The organism is Calothrix sp. 336/3 (assembly GCF_000734895.2).
Taxonomy (GTDB): Bacteria; Cyanobacteriota; Cyanobacteriia; order Cyanobacteriales; family Nostocaceae; genus 336-3.
Genome location: NZ_CP011382.1, coordinates 2,240,571 through 2,260,241, shown reverse-complemented (window position 1 = coordinate 2,260,241; position 19,671 = coordinate 2,240,571). Strand labels below are relative to the sequence as shown.

The following is a 19,671-nucleotide window of genomic DNA, read 5'->3' as shown; positions in this document are numbered from 1 at the left end:
GGCATTGGGCATTAATTATTTCTCCATTGTCCCCCTTGTCCCCCTTGTCCCCCTTGTCCCCCTTGTCCCCCAGTTCCCCTGCTTTTTCAAGTCAGGTGGGCAAAAGTTTTACAGCATACTAAGTTAATAATGATACTTAACAAATTAGTGCGATATGTTACTTTGATATGGATACAAATCTCACAATTCCAGCAAAGTATTCAATTATGACGAGAAAATCTGTAGAAAATATTATCAGAGATTATCTTGCAGATAATTTATCAATAATATCCAGCAATTTATCACTCATACAAAAAGAATATTATTTACCTAATAGGTTAGGTACACGTGGTTTTATCGACATCTTAGCGAAAGATAATAAAAACAACTATGTCATTATTGAAATCAAACGATCAAATGAAGCGTCCAGAGAAGCATTACATGAAATATTGAAATATGTTGAAGCTTTAAAACAAAATAAAGAGGTAATTGAATCGGAAATTAAAGTCATAATTGTATCTACTGAATGGAAAGAATTAATAGTACCATTTTCTTCTTTTGCTAATAGAGTTAACTTTTATATCCAAGGCATATTAATTGAAGTTAATGATGTGAATTATCCTACCTCAGTAAAAGAAATATCACCTTTAAAATTAAAAGATGAGCGTTTATTTTCTCCTGCACACATGATTAGGCTATATAAAAATAAGCAAAATTTACAGAAAGGCATAGAGAGTCATACAAATACATTTAGGGTGAAAGGAATTGAGAATTTTGTTTTGTTGATATTAACTCCATCTGAAAATCATCAAGATTTAGTATTTCCAGAATATAGTCAAACGATTCAAACTTTAAGTTCGACTCTAGATATTATTAATTATTCAATAGAGCCTTATATGATTTATTCGGCATTTGTACGTTTATCAAAAGAAGAATACTTAGAACAAATTCGTAAGCATCCAGATTATTATGAAGAACTTTTATCTTCTTTAGAAGAAGAATTAAGTGATAACGAAATATATTCTAAATACGAAGATTATTTGCTAGATATAAAGCCTTATCCTTACTCCGATTATGTTGAAATATCCTATCCCTCAAAGTTTCGTCATAAATTATTAGAAGACGAAGGTTGGAAAATAGAAGAAATACAAAGATTTGGCACATTAAAAGATAATGAACTTTTAAAAGATTCAGTGATTCTTTCGGAAATAGCAGGTAAATCTGGAATAGATGGAGCTATATTTGATTGTTGCTCAGATTCAAAAGATAATGCTAAAATTGAAGAGATGAAAAAAGGTGCAAAAAGAGTTCTCTGTGAAAATAAAGTTTGGCTCAATCATATTAAGTTGATTCTGGAGCATCATATTGAAAGCGAAAATAAGCATTCTTTTGATATTGCACTGAAAATATATTCACCTAATAACATTTTATTTTCTATATATAAGCAAATAAAAGAAAATAATAATTATTTATGGCTGCCATGTTATAAGTTATCATTATATTTCTCTGATAAAAAACAAAAGTCTTATTTTGGGACTATTGAATGGAATGGTAAAAAAGCTGATATAGATAATCTTATAAATAAATACTATCAAGGTAAGCCATCTTCTCTTGCTCTTCCTGTATTTTGGGGTGGTTATGAAGAAAATAATTCTCATATAATGGAAGAGCTTGGTTTTAGTTTTGGAACTATTTTATATGAACTTGTAGAAAAAGATGTAATGATAAAATACGATTTTAATGCTTCTAATTATTGCTTTGTACCTACAGATACAAATCGTACTCCTTATGATGGCATAAATAATTTTATATTCAAAAATAAAGATTTTGTTCAGAGGCTTATTCATCATTTTGAAAGCATTCCAGTTGTGTAATCATGTCGTCATTCCGAGCAAGCAGAACCACTCGAAGAAAGCGAAAATCCTTTAATTAGGTTTGCGTTAGCGAAGCTTACCGTAGGTATCGCAATTTGTTCCTAGCATGATTCGCGAAGAAGATAAAATTATCGAGATTCGTAATAAAGCTGTTTACGCTCGTCCTGCTGCATCACCCGATACAAGTCGTTGGGTAAAGGAAGCAGAGGTATTGTTTGGAGCTTCAAACTAATTAAATATGAGAAAAATATCACTATTATCGTAAACAATCTTACATCAATAGGTAAGCATAAAAATAACACCAGATAATCGATAATCTTTCATAAAATAGCTCAACAATGCCAATCCTCACAGCAGATAAAATTATGATTTTCATGTTACCTTTTTTCTTGTTGAATTAGGTCTTTAGCCATTTCTTTTGCTAAGTCTCTAAGCATAGTTTGTACCCAAATTCTTGAGAGCAAAAAACTAAGAGGTAGGTTTACAGCAATAACAATAAGGGTCGTTATGAACGCTTGTTTTAAATTGAATGATACCTCTCTTGTCTTTTGAAAGTAAACAGCTTTAGAATACCTAGGAGGTTCACTATTGCTTTCAACGAGGTTCGATTCAACTGTTTTAGTTTCAACTAAATCTAGAATACTATCTATTTCAGATGTTGAATCTTCCTTTAACTTTATTTCAATAAAGCCGCGACGCTCTAGCTCAGAGCCAGCTGCTGCTAAACCTTCTTCGAGTTCAGACAACGAATTAAAACAACTTGCATAGTAAACCATATCTGAAGTCAACCTTTCGGGGTCGGAACGTGTAAAAGAAAACTGAAAACTTTTATTAATTGGCTTGATGGTTAGATGCAAATCATGAACATAGCAAGTGAATATATTGTTGTTGAATCTGAATGTTTTTGGGTTTGGCAGAGCTTTTAAAACTAAGTTTCTCAGTTCTTCTTCCATTTAAGGTATCCTAACTTCTACCTGTAACTTCTGCATCTCGCAAAAGTCTTTTAAACAAATCTACAGAATAAGGGAGTTGGGAAGCACCTGTATGCTTTAAGGCATCGGTACCCCAGATATATTGGACTGCAACTTTTAAGTCAGCTTCAGATATATTTTTCAGCTTGCCAGCATCCCTGTATTCATAAAATTTTTGTTTTACTTGGTAATTCCGGTCTCTTTTTTGACCTGATAGTTTATAAAAATAGCTTTCAAATCTTTCTATAAAACCGTCACCATAAATTAACTGACGAATTGTACTTAAGCCTAAAGCAAACTCAGATCGATTGTAGATATGAATTCCAGATTCGTTTTCATCAGGTTCTCTTTGTTTGGTTGTTTTTAGAGCCTCCGAGATACTTCGGCGTATTTTGTTGTTAATCAGGTCAAGCAGTGATGCTTCTGATATACCACAGTAACTTTTGAGCCAACCTGTCAAGGTTTGTTTTTCATTTACATCGATTTGTTCTGTTTCTAACAACTTGTCGTACTGGTCTAATAAAGGCATAAACGCTAAATGTTCACCGATGCGTTCTAGAATCGTTGCTTTAGCAGTTTGCTGCCAGAAATATAACCAATCAATAAGTCTTTCATATTCTTTGTTATTTTTTTGTGAAAATTGGTCAGCATGAAGCAAAAATTCCACCCCTTGTCCAGATTCTGCATAAAATTCTTTTGTTGCTCTAATCTCATGCGTCTGGATAATATCAGTTGTTATTTTTTCTATTTCTTCAGGTTTTATTTTCAGGCTTGCAACTTTGCCATGCTCGATCTCTAGCAAAATCTTGGTTAAATCCAAGCAGTTAATAAAACCGTCACCATTACTTTGTACAGTACGAACTGGGACACGCCTTCCTGTAACATCAAATTCGTACTGGAATTTAATGATTCTGTCTTGCATCTGACAATACGCACCTTGTTTTAGTTACATTTTAAACAATGTAGTATGTTTTGCACAAAAGATACATATACTCATCGGTAGATGTAGTAAACAGCTTGTTGTGATAATCAAATTCACTCATACTCCAAACGTCTTTTGTCATACCAGTCACAGACACATTCACCATCGATGTTGATGCGACTTGCGGCAATGTGGAGGTGGAAATGGTCGCAGTCATTGTGAGATGCAGCAAAGTATAAATTTTTCTCGAATCCCATCCCCAACAGGGTTCCTTCAATAATCTCTTGGAGTTGTTCTTGGTCAGGTTTTTCGTTGGGAGGGAAACTGATACTGATATGACTGACAGGCGATCGCACTCTGGGATTTAGTTGTTTAGTTGCCGAGAACTGTTGGTAAAAATCTTGAGGTGTCTCTCCTGCGAGATTCGTACAAATTAACGATGCTTCTTCTTTTTCGAGAACATATTTTGTCAGCCCAGCAAAGCTTTTACCTTTTCTAATCTTGCCAATCATATCAATTCGTAATTCGTAATTCGTAATTCGCAATTAGAAAAATATTATCAAATAGTATTTTCTAGTCCATCTTCTCTTGGCTTGCTGTTCCCAAAATTAACTGCAAGCGTAATTTGGAAATTTCTATTTTTAATTCTTCAAAGGGAATATGGTCAATTGGTGGTGGGTTGACACCTTGAATTGTGGCAGCATTTTGAGTTTTGGCAATTTGGTTGATATTTTCGCTAATTTTCAACAACTGCCAGTAGCATTTCCAGTTAACTTGGGGGATGGTTTTGGTGCGACACCCTGCCATTCTGCGTCGAACTAATTCGGCTTTGCTGATACCGTTAGATTCTGCTAAAGCTTCCCAATGTTCTGCAAGTTCGGGTGTTAGCAGCATTTCAAATCTAACTGTGTTATGTTTTTGTTTCGCTGGCATTTTCAGGAGTGGGTGCAATATTTTCTAGCTTGGCAAGTTTTTTGATTAGGTGGCAACTGTCGAAAGTGATATGCAGCAAATTGACAATTATCGGTTTGCGATCGCTGGATAAATAGAACTCCATAACCTAAATCTTCAATTGCGATCGCTGGATTGCAAGACAAATATTATCTCGACAAATAAAAACGGATACCATCACTGCTTGCTTCCCCCGAAAAACACGCAATAACAGACTAGCAGTCCAGAAGCGAGTAGGAGGGAAAATGTAGTGAAGAATCACCCACTAGCTGGATGATAAACAATTTTACCCAACCAAATCCCTAGTAATCAAGTTACGTCAATAGTGATAGAAATAATACCGACCTTTGGTATATCCTGCGGAGTATTTCCCGTTGCTACCCTAAGATAGATGCCATCACAATTCGCAATGCTCCCTACGGGAGAGCTAACGCTAACGCAATTCGTAATTCGCAGTTATTCAGAACTTATAGCCGAAATTAAGTAAGCAATTTGCAAATTATTTTAGCAATGCTAGGACAATCACCTATGGTTAGATTAAATAGGCAAGCATACCCTGAAGTGACTTTAACTCTTGACTTTGGTGGGAGTGGAACTAAGGGAATCGCTCAAATTCGAGGGAGCAAACCAACGGCAATTTGGATGGAACCTGCCGTCATCAAAGCAAGCAAAACTTCTCTGGCATTCCAAACCCGCAATTTAGGAAACACCTATCCCGAGAATACAGCTTGGGTGGGAATTAGTGAAGATTATCGAGCGGTAGGATATTTGGCACGGAGTGCATACAACGCTACACCTGGATTAACACCACGCAAATATGAACTGGCTTTGTACAAAACCCTGGCTGCGGTGTGGGCAATCAAGCAAAAATTCGAGTTACCAGACTCCTTCGACATTTCTATTGCCTTACTACTACCACCGGGGGAATTTGAAGATTCGGCATTGCTCAAACCAATGCTCAGGGATGCTTTAGCTGAATTTGACACACCAACTGGAAAAGTGAATGCCAACTTGATTGGTTACGAATGCTTTCCAGAGGGTGGGGGAATCTATGCGATGTATTGCAAAAACACGGGTGAGGCAATTCGGCGTAGAGTTATTGCTTTGGTGATGTTGGGGTATCGCAACGCATCAGTAATGATATCTCGACGGGGAATTTTAAATCGGGGGAAAACTACTAACTTAGGTATGTATAAGATGGTGGATTTAGTCATTGATCGCACGTCAGGATTGGCAGCAGAGGAATTAATCCGAGCTATTACATCTGCTGGCAACGAACCCAAACCCCAATATTTTCATCATCTGTGCAGTGACAACAATCATCGAGATGCCGAAATTGAGAAAATTATATACGCGGTGCATTCATCTAGGGAAGAATATGCGATCGCACTCACGAATTGGTTAAAGGAAGTATTGCCATCACGTAACGAATTAGACGAGGTGATTATTTGCGGTGGTACGGCTGATTATTTGCGAGAAGAACTAGATACCGTCTTTCCAATAACACCTATAGTTTGGCATGGAGGTGTAGAAATTCCATCAAACTTAAATGAACAATGGCTGGGTAGCCGTCTGGCTGATGTATGGGCATTGTCTGTATATCACAGTATCAAAGTCAGGGCAGCAAGGAGGGAGGAAGCGGCAAATGGGTAAGAAAAAGGATTTTGAATGGCGTTATCAAACAATCATTAGCTCGGATAAAGCGAAGTTGCTTAGTTACATTCAAAACCAGAGTTTGCATCCATTGGAAACTAAAACAATGCTGATAATGACTGCGTTGACTGCTTATTACATGCCTCTGGCACTATATAGCGAAGGAAGTTATTCTCGTGAAGACTTAGAGTTGATATTTTTGGACGGGGTGAGTGCGATCGCCAAGCATCTTCAATATGTATGTATCGCAATCAAAATAGACCCCACTACTGTTGGTCAAATATTGTGTTCCACATTTGGATTATCAGCAATAAATCATTCCCAACCAGAAAAACAATTAATTATTGATACTCAATCACCAGTAACGCATACTCCCGAAGAAACAGATAACTGTGACTTGCAAATGTGGAATTTAGCAGGAATTACAACAGATAGTGAAAGTTTCGATTGATGAAATATGGCAAGAATACATTTAATTGATGGGGAAAAAGGTGGTGTAGTGAAGTCGCTATTTGCTCTTGTGATGGTGCAGTATGCAATCGATAATAAAGTGGAACATACTTTGGTCGATGCAGACGTGACTAATCAGGATGTTAAACGTTTCTATGATTATGCTGTTGATGCGGAGTTTAGTGAAGCTATAAATAAGGGGGACAGAGCAGACATAATTTTTGAATTAGCCAGAAAACAGCCTGTGATTGTCAATCTTCCTGCCAATGTATTCCCAAGAGTAAATAATTGGATAGCAAAAGGGAAGTTGTTAGAAGTTTCTGATAGATATGGGGTAGATATTTGCAAATGGTTTATCTGTGATGGAGGCTTTGAATCAATTGATTTGTTTTATCAGTCAATGCATTAACAGGTAAGAATGGTTTGGGTTTGCTCAGACAATTACAACCGGATGTTGCCATTATTGATATTGGTTTACCCGATAAAGATGGTATCCAAATCACCAGGGAGATAAAGGATTATAACCCTGAGATAAAAGTGATTATCCTGACCTTATGCGATCGCCAGGAAACTATACTGAGTGCATTTGTTGCAGGTGCTGACGCTTATTGCATGAAGAATATAGGATTTGAGAAGCTAATCGAAGTTATCTATTTGACCTACTGCGGTAATACTTGGATTGACCCGACTATAGCACGTTTGGTAATTCAACAAGCACAGCATTGTTCTCGACTTCTCTTAAAATCTCCATCTTCTAGTACTGACGATATCGATGAAGACATGCTGAATTTGTATCCTTTGACAGACAGAGAATTGGAGATATTGCAGTTGATTGTTGATGGCAATAGGAACGCAGAGATTGCAAGCAAACTCTTCATCACCGTTGGAACTGTTAAAGCCCATGTTCGGAATATTCTGATTAAAGTCGGTGCAGATGACCGTACCCAAGCTGCTGTTCATGCTTTGCGTAGTGGTTTGTCGAATTAGTATGCAATCTGAGAATATAGGTTTTGAGGTGAGAATCTAGAGCCATGAAAATTGGCTAGAAGCAATGTGGAATAACAGTTTGAGGGTGCGAATCTGGGTTGGGGATATTCTCCCAGTACGTTTTTAAGAATATGGTAGCCGTAATACCAATTCACAATGCTCCCTGCGGGAGAGCTAACGCTAACGCAATTAAATAACTTAGATGCAGCAAAGCTTTCAGGCTTTACATCTGTATCAGATTTTTCGTGAAATGGTATAAGCCCTCTTTTGTTACTACGAGGAGAGAAAAATACTATCTCTACTCTGAAAACTAAACAAAATAATGAATTGTGCGGTCGCGTCTTAATTTTGTCATTTAAATTCCTTTATTGAAAAAAGACGTAAATATAATAATTTCGGATTATTCTTTCCCCAAGGTAACAAAAGAGGGATAAGGGTTGTTGTCAGACATTGCAAATCCCCAAAATTATCGCGATCGCACCACCCCACAAATCCTAATACACGCGATCGCCATCCCCGAAAGCAAACGCGATACGCGAAGCGTAAAGCCTCCGGCTTATCGCACTAATCCCAAAACCCCAGTAAACACAATCTCACTTCCCCACAAATCCAATCAACGCGATCGCACTCCAAGCCAAAATACCAAAATGCGATCGCATGAATTGCATATACTGGAAATAGTAAAAACTAGCCAAGAACAATTGAATGCATGACAAATCGTGAAGAATTGCTCCAGGAACTGGAACAAGCTCCTGATGATATAGTCCAGTCAGTGCTGGATTTTGTTCGTAGGGTAAAAGCTACACGCAAAACCCATCCCCTCGCAAAATTTGCAGGAATTTTAAGTGATGTCGAAGCCGAAGAATTAAAACGGGTGATAACCGCAGAATGTCGGCAGGTGGATGTAAATGAGTGGTGAGATTGCCCTTGATACTTCTGTGGCTGTACGTTTTTTGAATGGGGATGAAGTGGTTGTGTCGCGGGTATTAGCTTTACCAGAAATAGTTTTACCTACTGTTGTGGTGGGTGAGTTACTTTTTGGTGCGGAAAATTCAACTCGTCCATTACAAAATTTACCTCGTTATCTGGAATTTATTGAGGCTTGTTTAGTTGTACCATTAAGTCGAGAAACAGCCGCAGTTTATGCTCAAACTCGATTGATGTTGAAACGGAAGGGACGACCAATTCCCATGAATGATGTTTGGATTGCGGCACAGTGTTTGGAACAGGGTTGGGTTTTAGTGACAGATGATACAGATTTCGATTATGTTGATGGTTTGATGTTAGAACGTTGGTGATTTTTAGTATGCAAAGGCTAAAACGCGATACGCGAAGCGTAAAGCCTCCGGCTTATCGCACTTCCCCACAAATCCTAATACACGCGAACGACTTTCGTCGCGCAAGCTTCGCACATCCCAAGAAAACCAAATACGATCGCGCTGGTGGGTTATGTGATTCCTTTATTGCTCATACCTAAATTGCTACAATACAGATACTTTTCATCATCCGCGATCGCTATGACTCGTCAAGAAATCGAAGCGCAACTTCTGGGCTTATCGCTTGCTGATAAAGCAGAAATTATTCAAAGTCTGACCAAAAATCTCAGCACCAGTGGAAGGGGAATTACTAAAACATCTGGTGTGTGTGGTGGTGAAGCTTGTATTGCGGGAACTCGAATTGCTGTTTGGCTGTTAGTAGAAGCACAGCAACTTGGGATTAATGAAGCTCAATTATTGCAGGACTATCCCCATATTACCGCAGCCGATTTGGTCAATGCTTGGGCTTATGCTGATGCTTATCCCGAAGAAATTACTGCCGCAATTCGTGCTAATAATGAGGTAGCCTAATCGATGGCACGTTTGTATACAGATGAACAATTTCCGCGGATAGTCAGCGAGATGCTGCGGAAAATTGGACATGATGTTTTAACTGTACAGGAAGCTGGTAACGATAATTTAGGTATTCCCGATGAGGAAGTATTAGCTTTTGCAATTAGAGATAATCGTGCGGTTATAACTCTCAATCGTCAAGATTTTGTCCACTTGCATCGTGCTAATTCCCTACATTTTGGTATTATTGTTTGCACGAATGATACTGACAGAAATCGAATGGCAATTCGTATTAATGAAGCTTTGTTATCTGAGGAATCTTTGGAAGGTAAGTTGATTCGGGTTGTACGTCCTATGACTTAGATTAGAGCTACTCACAAACCCATCAAACGCGATCGCCATCCCCAAATATCCCAAACAAACGCGATCGCACTCCAAGCCAAAATACCAAAATGCGATACGCGAAGCGTAAAGCCTCCGGCTTATCGCACACTCCAAAAATCCATCACACGCGAAGGACTTACTTCTGGCAGCATCTCTGCACTTCATCCCAAAGTCCAAGTTGGTGTAGGATGGCAAAGAGAATATTTTTGGTATATACTGTAAATGCGCTTTGAGTGGGATGAAAATAAAGCTGAGTCGAATTTTTTGAAGCATGGTATTCAATTTGAGGAAGCTGTAACAGTTTTTGCCGACCCTTATCTCATGTTTACGGAAGATTCTAGTCATTCTCAGGGGGAAGAAAGGGAATGGGCAATTGGTGAAATGGAAGATGGCTCAATTGTTGTGGTTGTTTTTACCATGCGAGGTGAGCGAATCAGGATAATCAGTGCGAGAAAAGCGACAAAAAGGGAGTGTCAAGAATATGAATCAGGAATCTGAGTTTCCTTTTGAAAGAGCAAGACGAGTTACACCAGAGGAAAACCAAAAATTCAGAGATGCGATCGCAGAGCAGTTTGGGGTTACACTCAGGAAGCGCGGACGACCAGCTAAGGATGAAGAGGAAAAGTATGAGCCTGTTTCCATTAGATTTCATCCTAAAATCATAGCTTGGGCAAAGGAAGAGGCTGAAAAGCGAGGGATAGGCTATCAAACGGTTATTAATGAAGCACTATTAGAGAAAATAGGCTGAACAAACGCGATCGCACTCCACAAATACCACAAACGCGATCGCAAACCTCAAAAACCAAGGGCGATCGCACTTCTCAACATCACAAAGGCGATCGCCATACATAAACCCACTAAACGTGATCGCACTCATCAAAACCAAAGGTGATCGCACTCTCTCCGAAACCCCCATAAATGCGATCACACTAATCCATCAAACACAACCAAAACGCGATCGCAATCATAGTTTTGCGCTTATTACTTGGTTACTTCTGGTATCTGTTCTGGACAAATTTCCTTGCGTAACTCTGGACGAGTAACAAAATAATCTTTTAGCCAATGACAGCCACGAGTTAATAAATCATCTAATCCTTCCAAACGCCATACTCGGACTGTACCACCAGAACCGATAGCAGTAATTAGCTTACCATCTGGACTGAAACTTATACCATTAATAGCTTCTTCTTCAGGAATTGTGTATTCAGCCAGCTGTCCCCCTGTTACATGCCATAGTTGAATAATTCCGCGTCCTCCTGTAGCAATAAACTGTCCATCAGGACTAAAACTTGAGCTAAAGACTTGCCCTTGAGTAGAGCGTTGTCCATCAGGTACAAAGTTGTTACTGAAAATTGAACTTTGGTCAAGAACAACTAACTGCTTACCAGAAAAATCCCAAATTCTAGTATCTTTTCCTACAGTTGCAATAGATTTTCCATCTGGACTAATACTTGCCGAATTAATTGTAACTTGGTCACTATTAAATTGAGAAACCTGCTCCCCAGATAATTTCAAAATTCTAACAAACGCATCTTCTCCTGTAGTGATTATGCTTTTACTGTCTGGGGTAAAATCTATAAATGATACTCCACCTTTGTGTCCTTTAAACTCAGCTAATAATTGCCCAGATAAATTCCAAAGTTTGGCTGTACTGTCCTTACTTGCTGTTGCGATATTCTTTCCATCTGAGCTAATACTTACCCAAGTAATTCTATCTTTATGACCTTTCCACTGTGCTAATAATTGACCGGATAAGTTCCAAATCCGAATGAACCCATCTTTTCCAACTGTTATTAAATGTCTACCATCTGGACTAAAGACAACACTCCAGATTGCATCCTGATGTTTTAACTCAGCTAATAAGCGCCCTGATAAATCCCAAATTTTAACCCCGTTATTACCTGAAGTAACTAATAGTTTACCATCTGGACTAAAAGTGACCCAGTATCCTCCTGCTTGCTTCTTTTCCAATTGAGATTCTTTGTTATTGGGCATTGCCCAGAGTCTGACTATACCATCATCTCCTGCTGTGACTAAAAACTCTCCTTTGGGGCTAAAACCCAAACTATTAACAGCACCTTTGTGTCCTTTAATTTCTTTTAAGTGTCGAAACGGTGAAGAAGGAATTTCTACAATATTAATATTAAACAAATCTTTTGCTTGATTATTAGTTTCCTTTGATGGTTTACTAGTACGTGATTGAGGTATATCTTTCTCGATACGTAAAATATTTATACTTCCCTGTTCTCCGGCTGTGGCTAAATATTTACCATCCGAGCTAAAGCCGATATTGATAATTGCACCTTGTTGTCCGTTATAAGACTCAACTAATTTATTACTATCTAAATCCCATAGTCTAATTGTCCCATTATCCGAAGCAGTTGCTAAATGTTTACTGTCTGGACTGAAACTTACACTATTAATACTCTCCTCATCTTCATATCCATGAAATTCAGCTATTTTTTGTCCGGATAAATTCCATAAACGCGCATAGCTTTTATTTTTATTATTTGAAGAATCTCGTTGAGAAATAAACTGAGAATCATCAATTCCTGCTGTAACAATAGATTGTCCATCTGGGCTAAATTTTACACAATTAACGAATTTATGAGCCTGAATTTTTTGTAATTGCTGCCCTGAAATAGTCCAGATTTTTACAGCACTATCTCTTGATGCTGTCGCAAGAAGCTTCCCATTTGGGCTAAAACTAACACTGGTGATGACTTTTTGATCATGATTGAATTCAGTCAATAATTTTCCCGATAAGTCCCAAATCTTAGCAATACTCTCTTCTCCAACTGTAATCAAATTACGTCCATCTGGACTAAAAATAACACTGTTCACACCATCTTTATCTGCCTTGAATTCAGATAATTTTTGTCCAAATGTATTCCAAACTTTTACTGTTCCGTCACTCCCTGATGTTGCAATTTTCTTGCCATCTGGACTCAAAGATAAACTTTTTACCTTACCTTGTTTTGCATTAAAGTTGTTTTTTTCATTAATGTTACTAATTATTTTTTGTAAAGCTAATAAAGGACTAAATACTGGATATTTGTGGAATGAATGTGTATTCTCGAATATTTTTTTAAAATTTTTTCCTATCCTAAGAGATGATAATAAAGACTCTATTTCTTGATAATCAAATCCTCGTAAAATATTTATTCCAGCTACTTCAAATTTTGTGGCTTCCTGAGCTAATCTCAGTTCGCTTAGAGCTTGTCTTTGTTTTTATTGAGCTACTTTAAGGTCGTTATTAGCTGTTGCTAATTGTTGTCGTGCTTCCTGCTTTTGCTTTTTTGCTTCTTCTAGACTTATATTTGCAGATGTAAGCTCATTTTTAGCTTTTTGAGCTAAATATTCCGCTTCTTGCTGTTCTTGCTCAGAATTTTTAGCTTTTTCTTCCGCAGTTTGTGCCTTCTTATTTGCTGCTATAAATTGTTGTTGTGCAGATGTAACTTTCTGATTTGCAGTTTCTACATTGGCACTAGCTATCCGGAATTTTTCATCTGCTTGTTCAGCTTTATTTTCAGCTTGTTTTTGTTTTTCTTTTACTGCTTCTACTAACTTTACTCCTTCTTCTTTTTGTTTCATTAGTATGTTAATATTTTCTCTAGCTTTCCTGAGTTCAAAATTTGTATAATTTAGTTTTAACTTCGTAGAATTGAATTGAGATGTTGCAGAAAATCGCCTGTGTTCCGCAATGCTAGCAAAAATCAACCCAGTAATAGCACCAATAATAGATATAACAAGCACAATCAAACTAATACGAATTATTTGATTTGTCTTTTTCTCCACTTCTGTTAATCGGTACTTTGCCTTTTCTTCTTCCTGTAAAGCTTGATTTTGTCTAGTTTCTGCTTTTGTAACCTTCTGATTTAACTCAGCTTCTAAACTTGCAGACAAAAACCGATAATCCACATCGCTTAACTTTATTCCATCCGCCCAAATCCTAGCTTTTACTAAATCTTCTCCTTGCAAAAAACAAGATTCATCCTGATAATTACTATCTACCCAAATCTGTAATTTATCCGCATAAAAACGTAATTTACCTAACTCACCCCTAACCCAATTAATATCAAAAACATTCCCATAAATCTGGTTATAAACCTGCAATTTACCCTGCTGCTGCACCACCAAGCCAGTCAAACGCAACCTCATCTGCTCAAAACTACTATCAGCAGTAATTTCTCCCTTTTGTAAAATCTGCTGATATAACCCCAACAAAGCCACAGCAATTTGCTCGTTAACTAGTAACCTATCCCTAATCGTCTTTAAATGCTCTTGTTCATCTTGAGATTCCCAATTTTCAATAATCCCACTCCTCACCACCCCTTCTACCCATTCGTTCCCCCCTATTTCTCTTCTCCTCGCAAGCGGGGAGGGGCTGGGGGTGGGATTCCTCAAATCCTGAATTAACAAATTACAAACCTTCTGCGTTAATAAAGGTTGTCCTCCCGTCCAAGCTAAAACTTCCCTCATCACAGCTTGGGGGTTATCCACCTTCCCCTCTAAACCCTGTGATAGAGGTGCAATCTCATCTAATTTAAAACCGTCAAGTTGAATCGCTGTTCCAATATTAAAAGGCGTTCTTTCCTCATCTTTAATTAAGTCGCCAGGTGTGGCAACTCCAAATAAAGCAAAATTTAAACGTTTATATTCATCTCGAAAGGAACGTCTTTGATAGCAACTTCTAATGAATGCGAAAAAATCATCCGTTGCAAAATCTTGTATACGGAGAATACTATCAATTTCATCGAGAAAAATCACAATATTCTGCTCGATATTTGGCAACAACAACTCATCAAACAGCTTCCCCAAACGTCGCACAGGAGAAATTTCAATCGATTTTTCCCACCAAATATTTAATTCTTGCGGTTCAACAAAATTCAGTTCAGCCAATAAACTATCAACAATACTTCCATACCACTGTTCCAGGGTAATATCCTCAGTTCCCAAACTCGTAATATCAATTACCGCACAAGCAAAACCATCTGCTTGTAACCGCTTCATTGTCCTTACTAGCAAACTGGTTTTCCCCATCTGCCGGGAGTTAAAAACGTAACAAAGCTCACCTGCCTTTAATCCGTGGTAAAGGTCAGAATCCGCTTGCCGTTTTACATAGCTGGGAGCATCCGATTCTAAACTGCCACCAACTTTATACCTGTAATCTCCCGTCATAATTTAATTTCCAATAGAGAAAATTACACCGATTTCTATTCTTGAGTTTAGTTTCGAGAATATTGAGTACGTATTGAGTTGTTATTGAGTTTTAGTTGAGTTGCGATATAGCATTTCTCATCCTAGTCAAGTGCGAAAGAACCCCTTCTCAACCCTCTCCGAAATCGGGGAGGGTGCGCGATAGCGCGGGTGGGGTATATTTCCGGAAGCTTGGGACAGGTGATAAGGGTTGTCATTGACTTTACCAAACAAATACCTATCCTGTAATCTAAATTGCATAGTGTTTCTCGTCACTTAGCTATGCCACGCGGAATTAGAATTCGTCCAGAGTGCATCCCCATCGTGAAGCAAAGAGCTATACAGCAAGGCTTTGCCCGTCAAATCGATTTAGCTGAGAGAATCGATAAAAGCCAATCGGTGGTTAATTTTTTTCTCAATGGCAGAAAAGTTGAGTATCTAAATTTTTACGAAATTTGTGAAGTATTAGGGTTTGAAGTCCGGGAAATAGCTGATTTTGAAACACTAGCAAATACATACATCCCTAAAACCCCACAAATAAACCCCTCTCCCCTCTCTTCCCCCTCCTCCCTATCTCCAGAATCTCCTCCCTCTCCTGTAGAAATCGAAAATCCTGAAGGGGAAGTACCCTTAGATTCTCATTTCTACATAGAACGTCCCCCCATCGAACAGCAGTGTTACGAAGAAATCAAAAAACCCGGTTCCCTGATTCGCATCAAAGCACCCCAACAGATGGGAAAATCTTCCCTGTTTGCGAGGATTCTCCAGCAAGCGGAAAACCAAGGGAGTAAAACAGTCACGATTGATTTTCAGTTAGCGGAAGAGAGATTTTTTTCTGACTTAAACCAATTTCTGCACTTTTTTTGCGATACCGTCGCGGAAGCAGTCGCGGGAGATAATCGAGAATTACAGGAAAAATTGCTGGGACAACTCGACGAACATTGGCAATCGGGACAGCGCTTTGGTTACATGAGAACTTGCAAAAATTACTTCGAGCGCTATTTATTCCCAGAAATCCAGCAACCCTTAGTTTTGGGGTTAGAGTCAGTGGAGCGATTATTTGAATATCCGAAAATCTATAAGGACTTTTTTGCCTTGTTGCGTGCTGTTCACGAAGAAGCGAAACGTCGGGATATTTGGAAACAATTACGATTAGCGATCGCATATTCCACAGAAGCTTATGTTCCCGTTGATATTAATCAGTCTCCGTTTAATGTTGGTTTGGCTTTAGAATTACCGGAATTTACCCACGAACAAGTAAAATATTTAGCCCAACGTCATAAACTTAATTGGAACGATACAGAAGTAGAAAGCCTAATGGCATTGATAGGGGGACATCCTTTTCTAGTACGTTTAGCTATGTATAAAATTGTCATAGACAAAATCAATTTGGCTGACTTGCTACAAACAGCCCATACCGGAGAAGGTATTTATAATCGACACCTACAACGTCAAGAATACATTTTGCGACAACAACCAGAACTAGGAAAAGCCATGCAAGAAATTGTCGTAGGTCATCCAGTACAATTGACGACGGAAATCAGATTTAAACTATACAGCCTAGGATTAGTTAAATTACGCAGCGATGAAGTTACACCCAGATGCGAGCTATATCGCCAATATTTTCGCAACAAATAGCCAAAATAATTAATTAGATTAATTCGATTTTCTCAATTTCCAAAAAATAAAAACACCAGCTTGTACTCAAGTATGCGTTTTACATGATGGAATTGTCGAGTCCAACAGACAATCCCATGTTAAACAAAGCAATTATGCTATCTAAAATCCGGAATCAATTCAAAACTCTCCTCGTCGTTTCTGCTTTACTATCTGCGACATTACCCATCACACCCGCAAAATCCCAAACCCTAGAATCTTTACAAACAAATTACCAGCAATCAGAACAACTCACGCAAGCTAACTTAGTCGCAGAAGATGTCAAACCATCGGTAGTTCGTGTTGTAGTTGGTTGCAAAGCAAAAGTTTACTCACCCATCAATGGTAAAGTCTATGAACTCGAAACCATTACAGGACATGGTTCTGGTTTCTTCATCAATCCTAACGGTTACATTGTCACCAATGCTCATGTCACAGCAACAGAAGATTGTCAGGAGATTTTTCACGCAGATTTAGCCGCACAACTAGAAGCCGATGGACAAAACATTGCAGACATCAAATCCCAGTTAAAATGGATTGAAACCAAACCAATTCAATTAGTATATTTACCCAATCAAGAGCAATTACCCTTTGAAATCATTAATTCCGGTTCTCCTGTTGGTGAGGGTAAAGATGTTTCTATCATCAAAGTGAATGTAGTTAACGCACCTACCCTTAAACTTGCCAATTCGCACCAGGTAAAACTCTTAGACTCAATCACAGTAGTCGGATATCCCGGATTAGTTGAAAAGTTCACCGTCTTTGATAGTGACTCTTTTTACCAAGCTAGTTTCACTCGCGGTCAAATTTCCGCAATGAAAAACCTCAAAGATGGTACACCTATCATCCAAATTACCGCCCCTGTTCCTAATGGCAATTCAGGAGGACCCGTTCTCAATGATAATGGTGAGGTGATTGGTTTAGTCACTTTTGGACCCAATGATGATTTTACCTTTATTTTCACCAGTGGGACAATTCAGGAATTTCTCAACTCAGGCAATATTACTAACCAGCAGGGATTTGTAAACCAAGAATATCGCCAAGCATTACAACTTTATAGCCAAGGTAAATATACCCAAGCATTACAAAAATTTCAGCTAGTAAAACGCTTATTTCCCCAACATTCAGAGGTGGAAAATTACCTGGACAAATGTCAAACAATTATCGCTAATAGTAATTAGCTGATTTCACAAAGGCTAATCTTATCATTTTTCACAAGATTTACTAAAAAGGACTGGTGTCATTAATAACCCAGTCTTTTTAAATGTGCCTAACTAGAGAAGAATATATCAATCAACAAGCAAAGGTAACTGCACCAGAATTTGCGATCGCACAGAAACTTTTCATCACGTTTGAGACTGTAAAAGCCCAGGTTTGGAATATGCGGATAAGTTGTTGTAACACCCAAAATAGGAAGATGTTAGATTCAACGCTTATTCATTCGCATTTATTGGGGTTTGTAAAATTCCTCTAAAGTCAGACTTGAAAATCCAGATTGCTCATATTTTCGGATACAATGTTGCCAAAAAGTAGGTAATACTTGCCAATCAATTATTGTTAAAAATTGTTACCATTTATTTATATAAATCAACCACGGGTAAACCTTTTTTGGGAACACTGCTAATAAACTTTTCCCTAATTAAGCCTAATTTAGAGGAGCAAATTAAGCTCAATAGGCTTAATAAAAAAGGTACTAAAACTATTTTTATCGGTAAATTAACCACTATTAATAACAACCCTGAAATTGCCAATACTACCGTAAAATTTTGACAAAAATCTTTGACTTTCTCTATCAATACTAGAGATTGCCTACAACTAGGACAATGCTTTGTATGTCTGTGCCAGATATCGTATAACTGCTCGTCACTTAATTCTTGGAAGGGTAATTCTTTCATTCCTTGCCATGCAGGTTTCCCACCAGCAAATTCATCTAACCATTTGCGAAAAGTAACGATGCCAACATCGGCTAATGAGGGCATAAAATATGACTTTTGCCAAGGTTTATCACCAAGTGATTCATTCACAGCTTGGGAATGCATCATTGATAAATCCTGGTTACTCAACTTATAACTAGATGAATGTCTTAATCCAGTTTGTAAATATTTAGGTAGTAGCTCAAACCAGAAGTTACGTTTTTGAGTCAAAGTATCAGTAATAAACTTACCAATATGTCTACAATAACCTGGTTCTGTCGGCACAAAATATAACTGAAATAAAGCAGATTTACCGTTAGAATATTTGTAGATTGTTGTATTAGAACAAGGTGGGGTGAATTGCCGTGTTGCATCCATATCCTTGTTGAAAATATTGTAACCAGAATGCTTTAAAGTAAAACCATTTTCAGCAGAAATTTCTCCAGATACTTCAAAATGTTCCATGGGAATAGCCCTTTCGGGAGAAAATCCAGCAATTCCATTATGCAAAAATTGGGCACGGCAAAAAATCATTTCTGGCTACTGTTGTCAATGTTGAGGTCAGATTTCGCACGAATAGCCCACGACCATTCATGGTCTTGTAACCACCGGATTAATGCACCATGTTCAAATCCTCGGTCTGATAATTAATTTTGCCTAAAAAAAGCGATCGCATTTTATTGGTGCGATCGCTATTACCTATAGAGAACTTATAAAGAGCGCAAAGATTGGTTCACTAAAATTTACGAAGCCTTTTCAGGCTAAAGGTTCGCAGTGGTGAAGCGACTTGTAACCCAACTTTAATATCTTCCAAGGAATGATTTTCTCTTGAAAATAACAATCAGCAACCCTCTGTTGCTCGACAATCATAGAAAGAGTTAGCGCTCTTAATTGAAGGACTGT

The 19,671-nt window shown here is 38.0% G+C and carries 23 protein-coding genes and 1 pseudogene; 15 read left to right on the top strand and 9 right to left on the bottom strand.

The features are described 5' to 3' along the window. Positions 1-206 precede the first annotated feature (206 nt). Positions 207-1,853, top strand: a complete 1,647-nt coding sequence (locus IJ00_RS27050; protein ID WP_052754430.1) for an endonuclease NucS domain-containing protein — start codon at positions 207-209, stop codon at positions 1,851-1,853. 106 nt (positions 1,854-1,959) lie between these two features. Continuing rightward, a complete protein-coding gene (locus tag IJ00_RS29910; RefSeq protein ID WP_256388857.1) occupies positions 1,960-2,085 on the top strand; it encodes a hypothetical protein in 126 nt (41 codons plus the stop codon). A 145-nt stretch (positions 2,086-2,230) separates the two neighbouring features. Here IJ00_RS29910 and IJ00_RS09385 read toward each other — a convergent pair whose 3' ends face one another. The 5 genes from IJ00_RS09385 to IJ00_RS28875 form a co-directional block, all read right to left on the bottom strand. After that, on the bottom strand, positions 2,231-2,806 hold the full coding sequence (locus IJ00_RS09385) for a hypothetical protein (RefSeq protein ID WP_035152387.1): 576 nt from the start codon (positions 2,804-2,806) through the stop codon (positions 2,231-2,233). 10 nt (positions 2,807-2,816) lie between these two features. Continuing rightward, positions 2,817-3,746 (bottom strand): hypothetical protein, encoded by a 930-nt coding sequence (locus IJ00_RS09380; protein WP_035152384.1) that lies wholly within the window; start codon positions 3,744-3,746, stop codon positions 2,817-2,819. Between the two features lie 113 nt (positions 3,747-3,859). Continuing rightward, positions 3,860-4,258, bottom strand: a complete 399-nt coding sequence (locus IJ00_RS09375) for a relaxase/mobilization nuclease domain-containing protein (RefSeq protein WP_238178481.1) — start codon at positions 4,256-4,258, stop codon at positions 3,860-3,862. 61 nt (positions 4,259-4,319) lie between these two features. Beyond that, on the bottom strand, positions 4,320-4,679 hold the full coding sequence (locus tag IJ00_RS09370) for a hypothetical protein (RefSeq protein WP_035152381.1): 360 nt from the start codon (positions 4,677-4,679) through the stop codon (positions 4,320-4,322). Between the two features lie 2 nt (positions 4,680-4,681). Next, positions 4,682-4,843 carry a hypothetical protein gene (locus tag IJ00_RS28875; protein ID WP_168163449.1) on the bottom strand — a complete coding sequence of 54 codons (162 nt, stop codon included), beginning with the start codon at positions 4,841-4,843 and terminating at the stop codon, positions 4,682-4,684. A 382-nt stretch (positions 4,844-5,225) separates the two neighbouring features. Here IJ00_RS28875 and IJ00_RS09365 point away from each other — a divergent pair, with 382 nt between their 5' ends. From IJ00_RS09365 to IJ00_RS09315, 11 genes and pseudogenes are all read left to right on the top strand, one after another. Then, entirely contained in the window at positions 5,226-6,350 is a 1,125-nt protein-coding gene (locus IJ00_RS09365; protein ID WP_035158762.1) for a ParM/StbA family protein, read from the top strand. Next, entirely contained in the window at positions 6,343-6,801 is a 459-nt protein-coding gene (locus IJ00_RS09360) for a hypothetical protein (RefSeq protein WP_035152378.1), read from the top strand. The genes IJ00_RS09365 and IJ00_RS09360 overlap by 8 nt, the downstream gene beginning before the upstream one ends. A 6-nt stretch (positions 6,802-6,807) precedes the next feature. Continuing rightward, positions 6,808-7,209, top strand: coding sequence for a hypothetical protein (locus IJ00_RS09355; protein WP_238178480.1), 402 nt, complete (start codon positions 6,808-6,810; stop codon positions 7,207-7,209). Then, positions 7,203-7,787, top strand: a pseudogene (locus IJ00_RS09350) (LuxR C-terminal-related transcriptional regulator); the annotation flags it as partial. The gene IJ00_RS09355 and the pseudogene IJ00_RS09350, both read left to right, overlap by 7 nt. 440 nt (positions 7,788-8,227) lie before the next feature. After that, the gene (locus tag IJ00_RS09345; RefSeq protein WP_035152375.1) at positions 8,228-8,500 is read left to right on the top strand and encodes a hypothetical protein; all 273 of its coding nucleotides are present in this window, start codon (positions 8,228-8,230) and stop codon (positions 8,498-8,500) included. After that, on the top strand, positions 8,497-8,706 hold the full coding sequence (locus IJ00_RS09340; RefSeq protein ID WP_035152372.1) for a hypothetical protein: 210 nt from the start codon (positions 8,497-8,499) through the stop codon (positions 8,704-8,706). The genes IJ00_RS09345 and IJ00_RS09340 overlap by 4 nt, the downstream gene beginning before the upstream one ends. Further along, positions 8,696-9,085, top strand: a complete 390-nt coding sequence (locus IJ00_RS09335; RefSeq protein WP_035152370.1) for a type II toxin-antitoxin system VapC family toxin — start codon at positions 8,696-8,698, stop codon at positions 9,083-9,085. The genes IJ00_RS09340 and IJ00_RS09335 overlap by 11 nt, the downstream gene beginning before the upstream one ends. Positions 9,086-9,304: 219 nt before the next feature. Continuing rightward, the gene (locus IJ00_RS09330; protein WP_035152367.1) at positions 9,305-9,634 is read left to right on the top strand and encodes a DUF433 domain-containing protein; all 330 of its coding nucleotides are present in this window, start codon (positions 9,305-9,307) and stop codon (positions 9,632-9,634) included. A 3-nt stretch (positions 9,635-9,637) separates the two neighbouring features. Next, positions 9,638-9,979, top strand: coding sequence for a DUF5615 family PIN-like protein (locus IJ00_RS09325; RefSeq protein ID WP_035152364.1), 342 nt, complete (start codon positions 9,638-9,640; stop codon positions 9,977-9,979). A gap of 243 nt (positions 9,980-10,222) precedes the next feature. Next, positions 10,223-10,498 (top strand): BrnT family toxin, encoded by a 276-nt coding sequence (locus tag IJ00_RS09320; RefSeq protein WP_035152361.1) that lies wholly within the window; start codon positions 10,223-10,225, stop codon positions 10,496-10,498. After that, positions 10,482-10,748, top strand: coding sequence for a BrnA antitoxin family protein (locus IJ00_RS09315; RefSeq protein WP_035152358.1), 267 nt, complete (start codon positions 10,482-10,484; stop codon positions 10,746-10,748). Before IJ00_RS09320 ends, IJ00_RS09315 begins: the two co-directional genes overlap by 17 nt. Here IJ00_RS09315 and IJ00_RS28870 read toward each other — a convergent pair. The 3 genes from IJ00_RS28870 to IJ00_RS09305 form a co-directional block, all read right to left on the bottom strand. Next, positions 10,731-10,877: a hypothetical protein gene (locus IJ00_RS28870; protein WP_168163448.1), complete on the bottom strand. Its 147-nt coding sequence runs from the start codon at positions 10,875-10,877 to the stop codon at positions 10,731-10,733. The two genes, IJ00_RS09315 and IJ00_RS28870, sit on opposite strands and share 18 nt — an antisense overlap. 104 nt (positions 10,878-10,981) lie before the next feature. Continuing rightward, positions 10,982-13,006 carry a WD40 repeat domain-containing protein gene (locus tag IJ00_RS09310; RefSeq protein WP_256388866.1) on the bottom strand — a complete coding sequence of 675 codons (2,025 nt, stop codon included), beginning with the start codon at positions 13,004-13,006 and terminating at the stop codon, positions 10,982-10,984. Positions 13,007-13,231: 225 nt separating this feature from the next. Continuing rightward, positions 13,232-15,181 (bottom strand): AAA-like domain-containing protein, encoded by a 1,950-nt coding sequence (locus IJ00_RS09305; protein ID WP_052754428.1) that lies wholly within the window; start codon positions 15,179-15,181, stop codon positions 13,232-13,234. Between the two features lie 300 nt (positions 15,182-15,481). Between IJ00_RS09305 and IJ00_RS09300 the strand changes: the two genes are divergently transcribed. Both IJ00_RS09300 and IJ00_RS09295 read left to right on the top strand, forming a co-directional pair. Further along, positions 15,482-16,837 (top strand): AAA-like domain-containing protein, encoded by a 1,356-nt coding sequence (locus IJ00_RS09300; protein ID WP_035152352.1) that lies wholly within the window; start codon positions 15,482-15,484, stop codon positions 16,835-16,837. Positions 16,838-16,971: 134 nt separating this feature from the next. Continuing rightward, positions 16,972-18,036 (top strand): S1C family serine protease, encoded by a 1,065-nt coding sequence (locus IJ00_RS09295; protein WP_035158754.1) that lies wholly within the window; start codon positions 16,972-16,974, stop codon positions 18,034-18,036. A 393-nt stretch (positions 18,037-18,429) separates the two neighbouring features. On the opposite strand, the gene IJ00_RS09285 is transcribed toward IJ00_RS09295, so the two are convergent. After that, a complete protein-coding gene (locus IJ00_RS09285) occupies positions 18,430-19,302 on the bottom strand; it encodes a hypothetical protein (protein WP_238178479.1) in 873 nt (290 codons plus the stop codon). Positions 19,303-19,671: the final 369 nt, after the last annotated feature.